Origin of the sequence: Microbacterium saperdae (genome assembly GCF_006716345.1) — a bacterium.
Lineage (GTDB): Bacteria > Actinomycetota > Actinomycetes > Actinomycetales > Microbacteriaceae > Microbacterium > Microbacterium saperdae.
In genome coordinates, this window is the sequence record NZ_VFOX01000001.1 from 833,529 (window position 1) to 849,793 (window position 16,265).

Below are 16,265 nucleotides of genomic sequence, written 5' to 3' on the forward strand. Positions count from 1 at the left end.
ACCATGAGCGCCGTCGCGACCGCCGCGCCGCTCCTGGTCTACTTCTCGAGCGCGTCGGGTAACACCGCGCGTTTCATCGAGAAGGTCGGGCTCCCGGCCCGACGCATCCCGCTCCACCGGCAGGAGGAAGAACTCGTCATCGACGAGCCCTTCGTGCTTGTCACCCCCACCTATGGCGGAGGTGAAGGACGCGGCGTCGAACGAGGTGCCGTGCCCAAGCAGGTGATCCGGTTCCTCAACGACGAGCGCAACCGGCAACACATCCGCGGTGTCATCTCCGCGGGAAACACCAACTTCGGCGATTCCTTCTGTCTCGCCGGCGACATCATCAGCCGCAAGTGCCACGTGCCTCACTTGTACCGGCTCGAAATCTTCGGCACACAGGACGACGTTGATCGCGTGAGCGACGGATTGGAACGACGGTGGGTATCACAGTTGAAGAGCAGGACGCAGTGACCGAGACGGTGGCGTTCAAGGCGAACCCGAACTACGAGGGCCTGGACTATCACGCCCTCAACGCGATGCTCAACCTGTACGACGCGGACGGCAAGATCCAGTTCGACGCCGACAAGCGGGCCGCGCGGGAGTACTTCCTCCAGCACGTCAACCAGAACACGGTGTTCTTCCACTCGCTCAAGGAGCGTCTCGACTACCTGGTCGAGAAGGAGTACTACGAGCCGGCCGTCATCGAGCAGTACTCGCTCGACTTCATCCAGAAGCTCAACGACCGCGCGTACGACAAGAAGTTCCGCTTCGAGACCTTCCTCGGCGCCTTCAAGTACTACACGAGCTACACGCTGAAGACCTTCGACGGCAAGCGCTACCTCGAGCGCTTCGAGGACCGTGTCGTGATGACCGCCCTCGGTCTCGCCGACGGCGATGAGAAGCTCGCGATCGCTCTGGTCGACGAGATCATCTCCGGACGCTTCCAGCCGGCGACGCCGACCTTCCTCAACGCGGGCAAGGCTCAGCGCGGCGAGCTCGTCAGCTGCTTCCTCCTGCGCATCGAAGACAACATGGAGTCGATCGCCCGCGGCATCAACTCCGCCCTCCAGCTCTCCAAGCGCGGCGGCGGCGTGGCGCTGCTGCTCTCGAACATCCGCGAGGCCGGCGCACCGATCAAGCAGATCGAGAACCAGTCGTCGGGCATCATCCCCGTCATGAAGCTGCTCGAAGACAGCTTCAGCTACGCCAACCAGCTCGGCGCCCGTCAGGGTGCCGGTGCGGTGTACCTCAACGCGCACCACCCCGACATCATGCGCTTCCTCGACACCAAGCGTGAGAACGCCGACGAGAAGATCCGCATCAAGACGCTGTCGCTCGGCGTCGTGGTCCCCGACATCACGTTCGAGCTCGCCAAGAACGGCGAGGACATGTACCTCTTCTCGCCGTACGACGTCGAGAAGGTCTACGGGGTGCCCTTCGGCGACATCTCCGTCACCGAGAAGTACCGCGAGATGGTCGACGACTCGCGCATCAAGAAGACGAAGATCAACGCGCGTGAGTTCTTCCAGACCATCGCCGAGATCCAGTTCGAGTCGGGCTACCCGTACATCATGTTCGAGGACACGGTGAACAAGGCCAACCCGATCAAGGGCCGCATCAACATGTCCAACCTCTGCAGCGAGATCCTGCAGGTGAACACGCCGACCACGTACAACGACGACCTGTCGTACGACCAGATCGGCAAGGACATCTCGTGCAACCTCGGCTCGATGAACATCGCGCTGTCGATGGATGCCGATGACCTCGGCCAGACCGTCGAGACCGCGATCCGTGCGCTGAGCGCGGTCAGCGACCAGAGCCACATCCGCTCCGTGCGTTCGATCGAGGACGGCAACGACCGCTCCCACGCGATCGGCCTCGGTCAGATGAACCTGCACGGCTACCTTGCTCGTGAGCACGTGTACTACGGCTCCGAAGAGGGTATCGACTTCACGAACATCTACTTCTACACGGTGCTGTTCCACGCGCTGCGCGCCTCGAACAACCTCGCGATCGAGCGCAAGCAGGCCTTCGACGGGTTCGAGGACTCGACGTACGCGTCGGGGGAGTTCTTCGACAAGTACATCGACCGCGCCTGGGTTCCGGAGACCGAGAAGGTCAAGGAGCTGTTCGCCGGCAAGCACATCCCGACGCAGGCGGACTGGGTGGCGCTGAAGTCGTCGATCCAGGAGCACGGCATCTACAACCAGAACCTGCAGGCGGTGCCGCCGACCGGCTCGATCTCGTACATCAACAACTCGACGTCGTCGATCCACCCGATCGCGTCGAAGATCGAGATCCGCAAGGAAGGCAAGCTCGGCCGCGTCTACTACCCGGCGGCGTTCATGACGAACGACAACCTGGAGTACTACCAGGACGCGTACGAGATCGGCTACGAGAAGGTCATCGACACGTACGCCGCGGCTACGCAGCACGTGGACCAGGGCCTCTCGCTGACGCTGTTCTTCAAGGACACCGCCACCACGCGTGACATCAACAAGGCGCAGATCTACGCATGGCGCAAGGGCATCAAGACGATCTACTACATCCGTCTGCGTCAGATGGCGCTCGAGGGCACCGACATGACCGAGTGCGTCTCCTGCATGCTCTGACCTGCTCACTGACTCGAGAAACGACGAAGACATGACTCCCCACCCCCCGATCAAGCTGGTCGACAGCGTGCAGGCGATCAACTGGAACCGCATCATCGACGACAAGGACCTCGAGGTCTGGAACCGTCTGGTGAACAACTTCTGGCTGCCCGAGAAGGTGCCGCTGTCGAACGACATCCAGTCGTGGAACACGTTGACGCCCGAAGAGCAGCTGCTCACCATGCGCGTCTTCACCGGTCTGACGCTGCTCGACACGATCCAGGGAACGGTGGGCGCCGTCTCACTGATCCCTGACGCGATCACCCCTCACGAGGAGGCCGTGTACACGAACATCGCCTTCATGGAGTCGGTGCACGCGAAGAGCTACTCCTCGATCTTCTCGACGCTCGCGTCGACGAAGGAGATCGACGAGGCGTTCCGCTGGTCCACCGAGAACCCGAACCTTCAGAAGAAGGCTCAGATCATCATGGACTACTACCAGGGCGATGACCCGCTCAAGCGCAAGGTCGCCTCGACGCTGCTCGAGTCGTTCCTGTTCTACTCGGGCTTCTACCTGCCGATCTACTGGTCGTCCAAGGCGAAGCTCACGAACACGGCCGACCTCATCCGCCTCATCATCCGTGACGAGGCCGTGCACGGGTACTACATCGGCTACAAGTTCCAGAAGGGTCTCGAGAACGAGACCGAGGAGCGCCGTCAGGAGCTGAAGGACTACACCTTCAACCTGCTGTTCGAGCTCTACGACAACGAGGTTCAGTACACGCAGGACCTCTACGACGGCGTCGGCCTGACCGAGGACGTCAAGAAGTTCCTGCACTACAACGCCAACAAGGCGCTGATGAACCTCGGCTACGAAGCGATGTTCCCCTCGACCGTCACGAACGTGAACCCTGCGATCCTGTCTGCACTTTCGCCCAACGCCGACGAGAACCACGACTTCTTCAGCGGGTCGGGTTCGTCCTACGTCATCGGCAAGGCCGAGGCCACGGAAGACGACGACTGGGACTTCTGACAGATACTCTCTGGAACCCCAGCCAGACAGCTGGTCAGTGGCCCGGATCCGCGAAGTCCCGCGGATCCGGGCCACTTCCGTACCCTCTCGTTCATCGCGGCCGGATATCAGGACTTCGCGGACCGGTGGAATCCGATCCGCGACGCGACGGTCTCTCCGGTCGGCGAGCACGCGGGCGAGAACGACGATCCCTCCGCAGGGTGCAACTCGACGAGGGAGCCGGCTTCGACCCCGAAGATGCCCGTGCGCGGCGGAGCCTCCAGCGACTCGAGGACGACGCCGCGCCCGGCGTGCTCTGAGGTGCCGCGCAGGTCGTTCCTCATCGGTTGTCCTTGATCCGGGTGGGTTCCCGCAGGGACGGTCGTCGTCCCCGCGGTCGTCTGGTTCCCCGCCCAGGCGCAGCCGGACGGCTCCGTGCGGTTGCGAGGATCTGCGCGACTGACCCTTCCGGACGGGACCGGCGCCGATCGAGTCGCCGAGACTCTGCGAGGAACGCGTTGCACGGTCGAGTTGGCATCCGATTTTCGATCCGTCGCCTGGAGGAAGCTCCTGCAGAACGCCGCCGCCGGGCTCATGGCTCTCACCGGACGACGCGCGGGAATGTTCGCCCGTGCGGACATCGCCGAATTGACTCGGGTCTATCTGCGGGAATGCCTGCGCGTCGCCCGCGCCGAGGGAGCGCAGCTCGAAGAAGACGTCCCCGAAGAGATCCTTGCGGGCTTCCGGGCGTCTCCTGCCGACCTCAGCACGTCGATCCTCACCGACCGCGAAGCCGGGCGCGCGCTGGAGTGGGATATCCGCAACGGCGTCGTCTCTCGGCTCGGCCGCGTCCACGGCATCCCCACGCCGACCAGCGACGTCGTCACCGCGCTGCTCGCGGCGACGAGCGACGGGCCGCGCTGAGGGGCCCGACTTCGTCGTGACGCGCAGGTTCGACGATCTTGCCCGGTGACGGGACCGCACAACGCGGAGGTCGCGGCGAGAAGGGGACTTCGAGGGCTTCTTCCGTCCCGCGCCGAACCACGTCAACCCCCTCGTGGCCGCGTCACGGGCCACGTAGCCTCGCCGGATCGAACGAAGGAGAGAATCATGAGCGATCCGAAGAACACGCAGGGAACCCCTGGTCCGGACGAAGAGGCCGACACCGCATCCGGCGGTGCACCCGACAGCACCGAGGAGATCCTCGAGCGGGAGACCACCGACGACGACGGCACGCCGGTCGAGAACCCCTCGGGAGGCTGACTCCGCGCTACGGCGCCACGTCTCCCGGCTTATGCCCGCGGCCGACCCAGCGCATGTCGGACTCGTACAGGTCGAGGAGATCACCCAGCCGCTCGCGCTCCTGCGCTCGTCGCACGGCACCTTTGGAGCTGGCTGAAGCGAGTCGTGCGAGCAGGCGAGTGGCCAGGACGACGGCGGTGGCGTCGTCCTGCGCATCGCGGGTGGCGTGCTCGATGATGATCTGCTCAGACGCGAACGCGCTCAGAGGGGAGTCGGCGCTGTCGGTCAGCAGCATCAGCGTGCCTCCGGCTGCGACGTAGAGTCGTCCGATCTCGACGGTGTCGCGCCGGTAGGGACGGTTGCAGATCGCGATGAGCACATCGCCCGTCCGCACGTCGGCGAGCAGGTCGAGGTGGTCGAGCCCGGGAGGTGCCACCAGGAAGACCTGACTGAAGCTGGCCTTCAGCGATGCGCCCAGCAGCATCGCGTGCTCCTGGGCGTCGCCGCGTCCCAGGACGAATCGGCGACGGCTGCGCGCGATCATGGCCGACATCCGCTCGAACGCGGGGTTCATCGCGAACGAGCGCAGCGCGGTGTCGAAGGCCGTCTGCTCCTCCTTGAGCAGGCGGGACTTCAGCAGAGACGCGCTCCTGCGCGCCTGCGCCTTCCGGCCGGGCGCGGACTCGTCCGAGGCGCGCTCAGGCATGGGCAACATCCGCGGTGATCATGGCCACGTCCCATCTCTGGATCAGCGGAGGTTCCGTCGGCGTCAGCTGCAGCGAGATGTCGAACGCCCCGGAGGACCCGAAAGCCCGCCACGACGCGCGCGCCGGTGTCGGGAACGACGCGGGACCGTGGATCAGTGGCGCCCCGACCTCGGCGACGACGCGTGACAGCCGACTCCGGCGCTCCGACACCGACACATCGAGATCGATGCACCCATCGAACAGGTCGCGGCTCGCGCGGTCCCACAGCGTCATGTTCCCATGATCGCTCACCAGCTCCGAGATTCGCGCAACCGCAGCTCGGGTCTCGGCCCAGGGCTCCGTCGCAGCGCCCGTTCGCGTCGTCGCGATCGCCTGTTCGAGGGCCGCGTCGAAGGCGGGCCGCACGATCTCGTGCACCGCGGAGTAGCCGGCATTCTCGAATCCGCAGACCGCGACCGCGTGCTCGGTGCTCCACCGCATGTGCGCCGAGAACCCGGGGTAGCCGCCGGAGTGCGAGACCACATGCCCCTGCGCCGTGGAGTGCTCGACGATGAGTCCGTATCCGTAGCCGCGCGCCACCGTACTGCCCCCGCCGGGAATGGCGCGATGCAGCTGCTGCATCTCGCGCCGACTCGCTGCTGCGAGCACGGGATCCGGGTCACTCGGCCCGTCTGCGAAGGCACTCGCCAGCCACCGTGCCCAGGCCAGGAGGTCGGCGCAGGAGGCGAAGAGTCCTCCGATCGCGGAGAACGCGCCGGGCGCCGTGACCTCCTGCTCCTCCCAGGACCCGTTGTGCCGGGCGTAGCCGGTGGCGAGGAGCCGTCCTGCCGGCGGTGCGAACCGCACGCCGGTGAGACCGAGCGGATCCAGGAGGTCCTGTTCGATCTGGTCCTGCAGCGGGCGTCCGTCCAACTGCTCCAGGGCCCGTCCGAGGATCGCCCAGCCGAGGTTCGCGTACTCGTACTCGACCCCTGGCGCTCGGGTGAACCTGATGCCCCGGCTGAGGAGGGCATCGAACTCCGTGCGCGGCAGTGACTCCAGCCGGTCCGCCCAGGCATCGTCTGTCGGCAGCCCTGCCGACATCGTCAGCAGGAGCCGGGGAGTCGGCGGCGTCGCCTCCGCTCCGGGAATCAGGAACCTCGGCGGCCGGGGGAGCATCTCGGCGACGGGCCTGTCGAGATCGAGCATCCCCGCGTCGCGCAGCTGCAGCGCGCGAGCCGCGGTGAAGGACTTCGTGCACGAGGCGATCCGGAACACGGTGTCGACATCCGGCGTCGATCCGTCGCCCGCATCGCCGGACCCGCCGACTCTGAGAGGCCCCGAACCGCTCGATGAGGCCAGCACCGCGGCGAGGCTCGTGCCGGAAGCGACGCGCCCGTCGGTGAGGCTCAGGAGTGCAGGATCGACCGCGGTCTCCTGCTCAGACATGGGTCAGGAACTGTTCGAGCACGCGCTGGCCGCCATCGATCGCCTCCACGGGGTTCCGCTCGTCCGCACCGTGGGCGCCACCGGGGCGACGTCCGGCGCTGTCGGCCGTCAGCGGGGCGAAGCCGTAACAGGCGATGCCGAGTTCGGAGAACGCCTTCGCATCGGTGCCGCCGCCCAGCCAGACCGGCGGAGTGATGGCGTCTGCGTCCTGGGTGAGGATCGCCGCGCGCATCGCGTCGAACCAATGAGAGGGGTACGGCGCGGTCACCGGAGAGCACCGGGAGAGGAACTCCCACTCGACGTCGTCGCCGATCAGGTTCACGAGGGTCGCGACGACCTCGTCCTCGGTGCCGGGCAGACACCGCACGTCGAGTTGCGCCTCGGCGGAGGCGGGGATGACGTTGACCTTGACCCCGGCGTTGAGCACGGTCGTCGTCGCCGTGCAGCGGGTGATGGCCTCGGCGACCTCGCCTGCGGACCCCAGCCGCTGGATCGAGGAGGCGATGCCGGTGGCGGTGTCGAGCTGCGGGTCGTTGCCGAGCGCGAGGTCGATGGTCGCGATGTACTCCCGGACGGTGTCGGTGAGTCGGAGCGGCCATTCATAGGCGTTGATGCGCTGACAGGTGTCGATGACGCGGGTCAGGGCCTGGTCGGCCTGCGGTCGGGAACCGTGGCCTCCGGTCCCTCGCGCGTGGATGCGCAACTGCAGGGTTCCACGCTCGCCGGTGGCGATGGGGTAGACCCGCAGTGGAGTGCCGTCGTTCGCCACGAGTTCGATCGCGTCGCCGCCTGACTCCCCGATGGCGACCTCGACGCCGGTGAAGAGCTCCGGCATGTGCTGCACGAGCCATGCGGCGCCGTGCTCACCGCCGGACTCCTCGTCGGCGACGAATGCCACCACGATGTCGCGTCGTGGACGGATGTCGTGTTCGGCCCAGTTCAACAGCGTCCGCAGGATGCTGGCGACCATGTCCTTCATGTCGGTGGCGCCCCGACCCCACACATAGCCGTCGGCGATGTGCCCGGCGAATGCGGGGACCGACCACTGCGACGGTTCCACGGGCACGACGTCGGTGTGCGCGTGGACGAGCAGCGCGGGAAGGGTGCGATCCTCGCCGGGCACCCGCAGCACCACAGAGGCGCGGGCGGGTTCGGGCCCGACGATCTGCGCCGCATAGCCCGCGTGCTTCAGTGCGCTGTGGATCCACGACGCGATGTCATGTTCGCCGGCGCTGCGCCCATCACCGTAGTTCGACGTGTCGAAACGGATCAGCCGGGCGCACAGTTCTGCGGCGCTCAGGCGTGTGGCGGTGCTCGGGTGCGACATGGGACTCCTTCGTGCATTCCGTCTTATGAATCATAAAAACGTAAACGTCACCCGGCGTGACCCCCCATAAGTGAGGGAACTTGGTCATCCTTCCCTTTTATCTGGTTAGAGTTCGACCGGGTCGGTGGAATCGGTTCTCCCCACGCACTCACACTTACGAGACATAACACAAGGGAGTGGATGTTGATGCAGTCACACTGGGATGGTCGGGGAAGACGATCCATCCGCACGAGCAGCCGGTGCATGGCCCTGATCGGAGCCGGAGCGATCGTGCTCGGCGGCACGGTGGCGGGCGCGGGAGCGGCAGCGGCCGACGAGGATGACGCGCAGGCGAGGATCTCGCTCACGGGCGATGTCGAGACGCTGAATCCCTTTCTCTCGGTGCTCTCCACGAGCGATTCGATCCTCATGTACCAGTACGAGCCTCTCGTCGCCTGGGCGGCGGAGGACAACAGCGAGTACCCGGCGATCGCCGAGTCCTGGGAGGCGAACGCCGACGCGACCGAGTGGACGTTCCATCTCGAGCCCGACGCGATGTGGTCGGACGGTGAGCCCATCGTCGCGGATGACGTGATCTGGACGATCGAGGCGATCCAGGACAACGATGCGCTCAAGATGGCCAAGGGGTCGCTCGTCGAGAACATCGCGAGCATCGAGGCACCCGACGACCTGACCGTCGTGATGACGATGGAGAACCCGCAGGCGCCGAACCCCGGAGCCGATCTGCCGATCGTGCCGAGCCATGTGTGGGCCGCGCTCGATGATCCCGCCGCGTACGAGAACGATGCCGACACCGTGGGTTCCGGCCCGTTCATCATCACCGAGTCCTCGAAGACGAGCGGCGTGACGATGACGGCGAACCCCCACTACCGGCACGGCGAGGCGAAGATCGATTCGCTCGTCTGGGTTCCGTACAAGAGCTCGGACGCCGCGGTGCAGGCGCTCAAGACCGGTGAGGTCGATCTGGTCGACGGCCTCACGATCGCCCAGTTCGACTCCCTGGACGGTGTCGACGGCATCACCACGATCTCGGCGAAGGGCAACTCGTTCTCCGCCCTGGCCATCAACCCGGGCGCGAAGGACATCGACGGCAACGACCTCGGAGACGGCAACCCGGTGCTGCAGGACAAGGTCGTGCGGCAGGCCATCGTGAGGGCGATCGACAACGAGACCCTGCGCGCCAAGATCCTGCAGGGTCTCGGAGACCCGGGGACGGGCACGGTCCCTCCGCGGTACCCGGCGTTCCACTGGAACATCGCCCCCGAAGATCTTCCGCTGGCGTACGACGCCGACGAGGCAAATCGGATGCTCGATGAGGCCGGCTACGAGCGCGGCGCGGACGGAGTACGACTGGACAAGTCCGGCAACCCGATCGACCTGCGCATCATGGGGCGCTCCTCGAGCTCGAACAGCCAGCAGGCTGCCGACTTCATCGGCCCGTGGCTGGAGGAGATCGGTATCAAGACCACCGTCTCGATGCTCTCCGACGCCCAGGTCAACGACGAATCGGTGCTCGGACGCTACGACATGTACTTCACCGGATGGGGGATGGGCCCCGATCCCGACTTCATGATGTCGATCAATCTCTGCAGCTCGCGACCCAACGCGGACGGGTCCGGCGCGACGAGCGAGTCGAACTGGTGCGATCCCGCGTTCGATGAGCTCTACGCCCAGCAGCACTCCGAGACCGATCCCGACAAGCGTGCAGCGCTGGTCCTGGAGATGCAGCAGCTGAAGTACGACGCGGCCGTCAACAACGTCATGTTCTTCGACGCCCGCTTCCAGGCGTACCGCTCCGACCGTTTCACCGACGCGCAGCTGCAGCCGGCCGAGGGCGGAGTGCTGCTCCGTCAGAACGGCCCCTGGGGCGTCTACTCGCTCACCCCGGTGGCCGGTACCGGCGACGAGACTGCCGCCGACGGCGGAGCGGCGGGCTGGTGGATCGCCGGAGGCATCGGCGCCGTCATCCTGGTCGGCGGAGGGATCCTCCTGAGCCGCCGCCGCGCGCAGGCCGGCGACCGGGAGTAGTCGACATGGCTGACAACGTGGTGACCGGAGGGGGCGACACGCTCGTCCCCTCCGGGGCGCCCGCTGCCGAGATCGACGAGCCGCGCCGGGGCACCTCCTGGGCGCGGTATGCGCTCGGCAAAGCCGGGGGTGCGCTCGTCTCGCTGCTCATGGTGATCGTCCTCGGATTCTTCGCGTTCCGGATCCTCCCGGGAGACCCGGTGCGCTCGCTGACACACGGCCGTCGCGTGAGCGTCGACCAGCTGGAGGCCATCCGTCGCGAACTGGGGCTCGACCAACCGCTCCCGAGCCAGTTCTGGCGATACCTCACGGATCTGCTGCGCGGAGATCTCGGGTACTCCTACACGAACAACGAGGATGTCTCCCAGCTGATCCTCGAGCGGATGGGACCGACTCTCCTGCTCACCGGAACCGCGTTCGCGATGTCGCTTGCGCTGGGACTGTGGCTCGGTCAACGCGCGGCGTGGCGACGGGGCAGCCTCTTCGATCGCGTGCACACCGGGATCGCGCTGACCCTGTGGTCGGTGCCCACCTTCTGGTTCGGGCTGCTCCTGCTGCTGTTGTTCGCCGGAACGCTCCACTGGTTCCCCACCGGCGGCATGGTGACGGCGGGGACACGCCTGGAGGGCATCGCCTACGTGCTCGACGTCGCCCACCATCTCGTCCTGCCCGCGATCACGATGGCAGCCGTCGTCTACGCGCAGTACCTCCTGGTCATGCGCGCCTCGCTGCTGGAGGAGATGACGGCCGACTACCTGGTCACCGCGCGGGCGAAAGGTCTGAACGAGGATCGCGTGCGTCGTGTGCACGCTGTCCCGAATGCCCTGCTCCCGACGGTGACGTTGATCTTCCTCGCCATCGGCGGTCTCATCAGCGGAGGCGTCTCCGTGGAGACCGTCTTCTCCTGGCCGGGGCTCGGCTACCTCACCTTCCAAGCGCTCAGCGCTCCCGACTTCCCTGTGCTGCAGGGGACGTTCGTGGTCTTCTCCGCCATCGTCATCGCGATGAACTTCATCGCGGACCTGGTCTATCGCGTTCTCGACCCAAGGCTGCGTACCGCATGACTCAGATCCTCGAATCCCCGCGTCCCGCCGCCCGCAGTGTCGCAGCGGCCCGACGACGAGCCCGACTCGCGGAGGTCTGGCGCGAGTTCCGCACCCACCGATCCGGTGTCATCGGTCTCGTCATCCTGATCATCGTGATCGCGCTGGCGGCCCTCGCCCCCGTGCTGTTCCCGGCAGAGATGCTGGACGTCACGAAGATCGACAACCCCCTGAACGCGCCCCCCAGCGTCGGCCTCCCGCTCGGCACCGATCCGTCCGGTCGCAGTGTCCTCGCGATGCTGGTGTGGGGCGCCCGCGCTTCGCTGTTGGTCGGCTTCGCCGCCACGCTCGTGTCGATGGTGATCGGCACAGCCGTCGGGATGGCCTCGGGACACTTCCGGGGCGCGACTCAGGCCGTGCTGCTGCGCATCGTCGACTTCTTCCTCGTCGTGCCCTCGCTCGTGCTGGCGATCGTCCTCTCCAGCGTCCTGGGGGCGGGAGTGACGACCATCATCGTCGCGATCGGCGTGACCTCCTGGGCGTCGACCGCGAGGTTGGTGCGCTCTCAGACGCTCACCGTGGAGTCGCGCGGGTACATCGAACGCTCCTGGGCACTCGGCGCCGGGGACGGACACATCCTATGGAAGCACGTGCTCCCCGCCGTCCTGCCGCTGGTGCTGGCGAACACCACGCTCACCGTCGGATCGGCGATCATCTCCGAGTCCACCCTGGCCTTCCTGGGGCTCGGGGACCCATCGACGATCTCCTGGGGCTCGATGCTGAAGCTCGCGCTCGATACCGGAGCCGCGACCGCCGGGTACTGGTGGTATCTGCTCCCCCCTGGCCTCGCCATCGTGGTCGTCGTGCTGGCGTTCACGCTCGCGGGCCGCGCATTCGAAGCTGTTGTGAACCCGACGTTGCGAGGTCGATGATGCCGAGTCTGAAGTTCGAGGATGTCCGAATCAGCTACTCCACGTTCGAGAAGGGCGGCCGAGGCACCGTGGAAGCGGTGCGCGGTGTCACTCTCGACGTGCCGGAGGGGTCGACGATCGGACTCGCCGGTGAGTCGGGATGCGGAAAGTCCACGCTCGCGATGAGCGTGCTGCGGCTGTTGCCGCGGAACGCCCGCATCGACGGGCGCATCCTGCTCGGGGAGGAGTCGGTCGCCGATATGGGGTGGCGGCGGCTGCGTGCGGTCCGCTGGACCGAGGCGGCGATCGTGTTCCAGGGAGCCATGCACTCGCTCAACCCCGTGCAGCGGGTGGGCGATCAGATCGTGGAGGCTCTCGTGCTGCACGCGACAGGGAGCCGCGAGAAGTACCGTGAGCGCGCCGAGCAGGACCGGCGTGTGGCCGAGTTGCTGCAGCAGGTCGATCTGCCGAAGTCGAAGGCGCGGTCGTACCCTCATGAGCTCTCCGGCGGGCAGAAGCAGCGCGTGATGATCGCCCTCGCACTTGCGTGCGAACCGGAGATCATCATCGCGGACGAGCCGACGACCGCCCTCGACGTGATCGTGCAGGCGCAGATCCTGAACCTGCTGAAGCAGATGGTCCGTGAACGCGGTCTGTCCCTCATCATGATCAGCCATGACCTCTCCGTGCTCGCGTCCACCTGCGAACGCATCGTGGTGATGCAGCAGGGGAAGATCGTGGAGGAGGGGCCCTCGGCCGAGGTGATGTCGAATCCGCAGCATCCGCACACGAGGGCGCTCGCAGCGGCGTTCCCCACCATCGGCGACTGGTCCTCGCGTCTGGCGCTCCCGACGTACACGTCTCCCGAGGCGCCGGGACCGAACGGCCCCGGCTCGCGTCCGGCTCCCGACCTGACCGAGATCTCGTCGACGCCGACCGGCCTGCTCTCGCTCACGGATGCGGTGATCGCGGTGCGCGGCGTGACGGTCTCCTTCGGCAGGGGCGACCGCGGACACGTGGCCGTCGATGACGTCGACCTCACGTGCCGACCGGGCGAGATCATCGCGCTGGTCGGGCAGTCGGGATCAGGGAAGACGACTCTCGCGCGCACGATCCTCGGGCTGCAGCAGCCGACCAGCGGCGACGTCATGTACCGAGGGCGCCCGCTGTCCACGCGCCGGAAGGGTCTCAAGGACTACCGCTCGCGGGTGCAGTTCGTCCTGCAGGATCCTTCGGCGGCGCTGAACCCGCGACAATCCGTGTACGAAGCCGTCGCCGAGGGGCCGCGGTTGCACCGGCTGCCGGGCGATGAGCGTGACATCGTGGCACAGGCTCTCGCAGACGCCGAGCTGACACCGCCGGAGAAGTACTTCCAGGCGATCCCGCAGGAGTTGTCGGGAGGGCAGCGCCAGCGGGTCGTGATCGCGGGAGCGCTCGCTCTCGGTCCGGAGTTCCTGGTCGCCGACGAACCCGTCGCGAGCCTGGATGCCTCTGTGCGCGCCGGCGTGCTCGCACTGCTGCTCCGCCTGCGCTGCGAACGGGGGCTGGGGGCTCTCGTCATCACCCACGACCTGGGGCTGGCGTGGAACATCGCCGATCGCGTCGCCGTGATGTATCGAGGCAGGATCGTCGAGCACGGCACGGTGGAAGACGTTCTCCTGGACCCGCAGCACGAGTACACGAAGCGTCTCCTCTCCGTCGTCCCTTCGCGGGAGTTGCGCGAGCGTCCGACGGGAGAAACCCGTTGAGCGCGGCCACGCTGCCAGGACCGGTGCGGCACGGCGATCGGGTCGCGCTGGTCGCGCCCTCGAGCGCGATCTCCGAGGAACGGCTGGCGGAGGCGCTCGATCTGCTCGCGACGTGGGATCTGGAGCCGGTGCTCGGAGCCCACGTGCGGGACACGCATCCCCGTGCGGGCACCTACCTCGCGGGCACGGATGCCGATCGTGCGGCGGATCTAATGCAGGCGTGGACGGATGACTCGGTCACCGCCGTGCTCTGCCTGTGCGGAGGGTACGGAGCCGTGCGGATCCTGGACCACCTCGACGTGCAACGGCTGCGGCCCGCGCGCCCCAAGCTCCTGGTCGGGTCGTCGGACATCACCGGACTCCACGAGTTCTGGGAGCGCGAGCTCGGAGTGCCCACCCTGTTCGCGCCGATGCTCGGCACCCACGACCTCATGAGCGACCCGGGGAACATCACCGCGCTGCACCGCTCGCTGTTCACCGCGGTGGAGAATCGCACGCTGCAGGCTCCGGGGGCCGAGGCGATCGTCGAAGGGCAGGCAGCGGGGACGCTCACGGGCGGCAACCTGAGCCTGCTCGCCATGACCACGGGATCTCACACGTCCGGCTCGCGCGCGGCGGGGAAGATCGTGCTCCTGGAGGATGTCGAGGAGAAGACCTACCGGATCGACGGCTTCCTGGTCTCGCTTCTGCGCTCGGGCTACTTCGACGGCGCGGTCGGAATCGCGCTCGGCACCTGGCATGAGTGCGGACCGCTGCCGGAGATCCGTGCTCTCGCCGAAGAACTCCTCGCGCCGCTCGGCATCCCGCTCATCTGGGGGCTCCCCTTCGGGCACGGCCCGAGCGTCGACACGGTGCCGCTGGGGGTGCCGGCGCGGATCATCGCGGATGCCGGTCGGCCGCGGATCGATCTGCTCCGGTGAGCCGCGCCGGAGGTCGCCCGAGCCGGCACGTGGTGGTCGTCGGCGGCGGGCTCATCGGCCTGTGCGCCGCCTACGCCCTGATGAGAGAGGGACACCGGGTCACGATCATCGAGCGCGATCACCTCGGTGCCGGAGCGGCGACGGGCAACGCGGGCGAGCTGACCCCGCAACAGGTCGCTCCGCTCGCCTCGCCGCACACGGCGCGCGATGTGCTGGCCGGAGTCTTCTCGTCGTCGTCGTATCTGTCCATCGCCCCATTGCGGCTTCCGCAGCTCGCGGGCTTCGGGATGGGGTTCCTGCTCTCCTCGACGCATCGGCGACGGGCTCACGCCACTCGGGCGCTCGCCCAGTTCTCCGCGGCGATCTTCCCCGCTCTGGACCGGATGACCGATGACGGCATCGACACGTCGGGTGGCGGCAGCGGGTATCTGATGACGTGCACCGACGAACGCGAGCTGGTCGCGGCGCACACGCGCTATCACGCTCGCGCCTCGGAGCGATGGGGTGAGGCACCCGGCGCGATCCTGCGCGGAGAGGACCTGCGCTCTTTCGAGCCGACTCTGGCTCCTGGGATCGAGGCCGGGTTCCTGCTGCCGGCGGAGCGCTACCTCGATCCGGTCACGTTCGTGGCCAGCCTCGCCCGGCGGATCACGCAGCAGGGCGCTGATGTGCGAACCGGGCTCACCGCCACGCGGCTCGCCGCCGGCGCTTCCGTGGTGTGCCGTGACGAGGCAGGCAGGGAATCCACCATCAGCGGTGATCGGGTGATCGTCGCCGCGGGAGCCTGGACCTCTCCGCTCCTGCGCCGCTCGGGGATACGCGCCACGCGGATCGTGTCGGGCAAGGGATACAGCTACACGGTGCCGGTCGAGCGGATGCCGCGACACCTCGTGCACTCCATCGATCGGCACTGCGTGGTGATCCCGATGAACGATCGACTGCGTGTGGTCGGAATGATGGAGTTCGACGAGCGCCCAGATGCATTCCACCCCGCCCGCCTCCAGGTGCTCACGAAAGCAGCCGGGGGGCTGATCGCCGGCGCAGATTGGGACAGACGGACCGAGGAATGGGTCGGAGCGAGACCCATGACCGCCGACGGGATGCCCGTGCTGGGCTCGCCGGCGGGAAGGCCGGAGATCCTCGTGGCGGCAGGGCACAACATGCACGGTCTCTCCCTGGGGCCGGTGACCGGCGAGCTGCTCGCGGCGCTGATCGGCGGTCGGAGCCCGCAGGTCGCGGGGTCGCCGCTGGATCTCGGCCCGTTCGCGCTCGACCGTTGAGCGACGCTCCGCCCGCGGCGGCGACCCCGCTGCGATGGCCATG

Annotated in this window: 15 protein-coding genes; 11 read left to right on the forward strand and 4 right to left on the reverse strand. The window is 67.2% G+C overall.

Annotation, left to right across the window (positions count from 1 at the left end; all coding sequences use genetic code 11):
* The first annotated feature begins 3 nt into the window (after window positions 1–3).
* From nrdI to nrdF, 3 genes are read left to right on the forward strand one after another with little or no spacing between them, the layout of a single operon-like run.
* Window positions 4–456: a class Ib ribonucleoside-diphosphate reductase assembly flavoprotein NrdI gene (gene nrdI / locus FB560_RS03995; protein ID WP_141871171.1), complete on the forward strand. Its 453-nt coding sequence runs from the start codon at window positions 4–6 to the stop codon at window positions 454–456.
* Window positions 453–2,597 carry a class 1b ribonucleoside-diphosphate reductase subunit alpha gene (gene nrdE / locus FB560_RS04000; RefSeq protein WP_141871172.1) on the forward strand — a complete coding sequence of 715 codons (2,145 nt, stop codon included), beginning with the start codon at window positions 453–455 and terminating at the stop codon, window positions 2,595–2,597. The genes nrdI and nrdE overlap by 4 nt, the downstream gene beginning before the upstream one ends.
* 31 nt (window positions 2,598–2,628) lie before the next feature.
* Window positions 2,629–3,609 (forward strand): class 1b ribonucleoside-diphosphate reductase subunit beta, encoded by a 981-nt coding sequence (nrdF, locus tag FB560_RS04005; protein ID WP_141871173.1) that lies wholly within the window; start codon window positions 2,629–2,631, stop codon window positions 3,607–3,609.
* A 107-nt stretch (window positions 3,610–3,716) separates the two neighbouring features.
* Here the strand turns inward: nrdF and FB560_RS04010 are convergent, their stop codons facing one another.
* Complete coding sequence (locus tag FB560_RS04010; RefSeq protein ID WP_141871174.1) at window positions 3,717–3,932, reverse strand: hypothetical protein; 216 nt, start codon at window positions 3,930–3,932, stop codon at window positions 3,717–3,719.
* A 187-nt stretch (window positions 3,933–4,119) separates the two neighbouring features.
* Between FB560_RS04010 and FB560_RS04015 the strand changes: the two genes are divergently transcribed.
* Together FB560_RS04015 and FB560_RS20645 are read left to right on the forward strand one after the other, a co-directional pair.
* On the forward strand, window positions 4,120–4,512 hold the full coding sequence (locus FB560_RS04015) for a ketopantoate reductase C-terminal domain-containing protein (RefSeq protein WP_229673279.1): 393 nt from the start codon (window positions 4,120–4,122) through the stop codon (window positions 4,510–4,512).
* A gap of 186 nt (window positions 4,513–4,698) precedes the next feature.
* The gene (locus FB560_RS20645) at window positions 4,699–4,851 is read left to right on the forward strand and encodes a hypothetical protein (protein ID WP_170198034.1); all 153 of its coding nucleotides are present in this window, start codon (window positions 4,699–4,701) and stop codon (window positions 4,849–4,851) included.
* A gap of 7 nt (window positions 4,852–4,858) precedes the next feature.
* On the opposite strand, the gene FB560_RS04020 is transcribed toward FB560_RS20645, so the two are convergent.
* The 3 genes from FB560_RS04020 to FB560_RS04030 are packed head-to-tail and all read right to left on the reverse strand — an operon-like array spanning window position 4,859 to window position 8,292.
* Window positions 4,859–5,536, reverse strand: a complete 678-nt coding sequence (locus FB560_RS04020; protein WP_170198035.1) for a MurR/RpiR family transcriptional regulator — start codon at window positions 5,534–5,536, stop codon at window positions 4,859–4,861.
* Window positions 5,529–6,965, reverse strand: a complete 1,437-nt coding sequence (locus tag FB560_RS04025; protein WP_141871177.1) for a serine hydrolase domain-containing protein — start codon at window positions 6,963–6,965, stop codon at window positions 5,529–5,531. Before FB560_RS04025 ends, FB560_RS04020 begins: the two co-directional genes overlap by 8 nt.
* Window positions 6,958–8,292 carry a M20/M25/M40 family metallo-hydrolase gene (locus FB560_RS04030; RefSeq protein ID WP_141871178.1) on the reverse strand — a complete coding sequence of 445 codons (1,335 nt, stop codon included), beginning with the start codon at window positions 8,290–8,292 and terminating at the stop codon, window positions 6,958–6,960. Before FB560_RS04030 ends, FB560_RS04025 begins: the two co-directional genes overlap by 8 nt.
* Before the next feature lie 243 nt (window positions 8,293–8,535).
* Here FB560_RS04030 and FB560_RS04035 point away from each other — a divergent pair, with 243 nt between their 5' ends.
* From FB560_RS04035 to FB560_RS04060, 6 genes are read left to right on the forward strand one after another with little or no spacing between them, the layout of a single operon-like run.
* Window positions 8,536–10,320, forward strand: a complete 1,785-nt coding sequence (locus FB560_RS04035) for an ABC transporter substrate-binding protein (RefSeq protein WP_170198036.1) — start codon at window positions 8,536–8,538, stop codon at window positions 10,318–10,320.
* 5 nt (window positions 10,321–10,325) lie between these two features.
* Entirely contained in the window at window positions 10,326–11,384 is a 1,059-nt protein-coding gene (locus tag FB560_RS04040; RefSeq protein WP_141871180.1) for an ABC transporter permease, read from the forward strand.
* Entirely contained in the window at window positions 11,381–12,295 is a 915-nt protein-coding gene (locus FB560_RS04045; RefSeq protein WP_141871181.1) for an ABC transporter permease, read from the forward strand. The genes FB560_RS04040 and FB560_RS04045 overlap by 4 nt, the downstream gene beginning before the upstream one ends.
* Window positions 12,295–14,022: a nickel ABC transporter ATP-binding protein NikE gene (nikE, locus tag FB560_RS04050; protein ID WP_141871182.1), complete on the forward strand. Its 1,728-nt coding sequence runs from the start codon at window positions 12,295–12,297 to the stop codon at window positions 14,020–14,022. The genes FB560_RS04045 and nikE overlap by 1 nt, the downstream gene beginning before the upstream one ends.
* On the forward strand, window positions 14,019–14,942 hold the full coding sequence (locus tag FB560_RS04055; protein ID WP_211349943.1) for a S66 peptidase family protein: 924 nt from the start codon (window positions 14,019–14,021) through the stop codon (window positions 14,940–14,942). Before nikE ends, FB560_RS04055 begins: the two co-directional genes overlap by 4 nt.
* Window positions 14,939–16,222 (forward strand): NAD(P)/FAD-dependent oxidoreductase, encoded by a 1,284-nt coding sequence (locus FB560_RS04060; protein ID WP_170198038.1) that lies wholly within the window; start codon window positions 14,939–14,941, stop codon window positions 16,220–16,222. The genes FB560_RS04055 and FB560_RS04060 overlap by 4 nt, the downstream gene beginning before the upstream one ends.
* Window positions 16,223–16,265 lie beyond the last annotated feature (43 nt).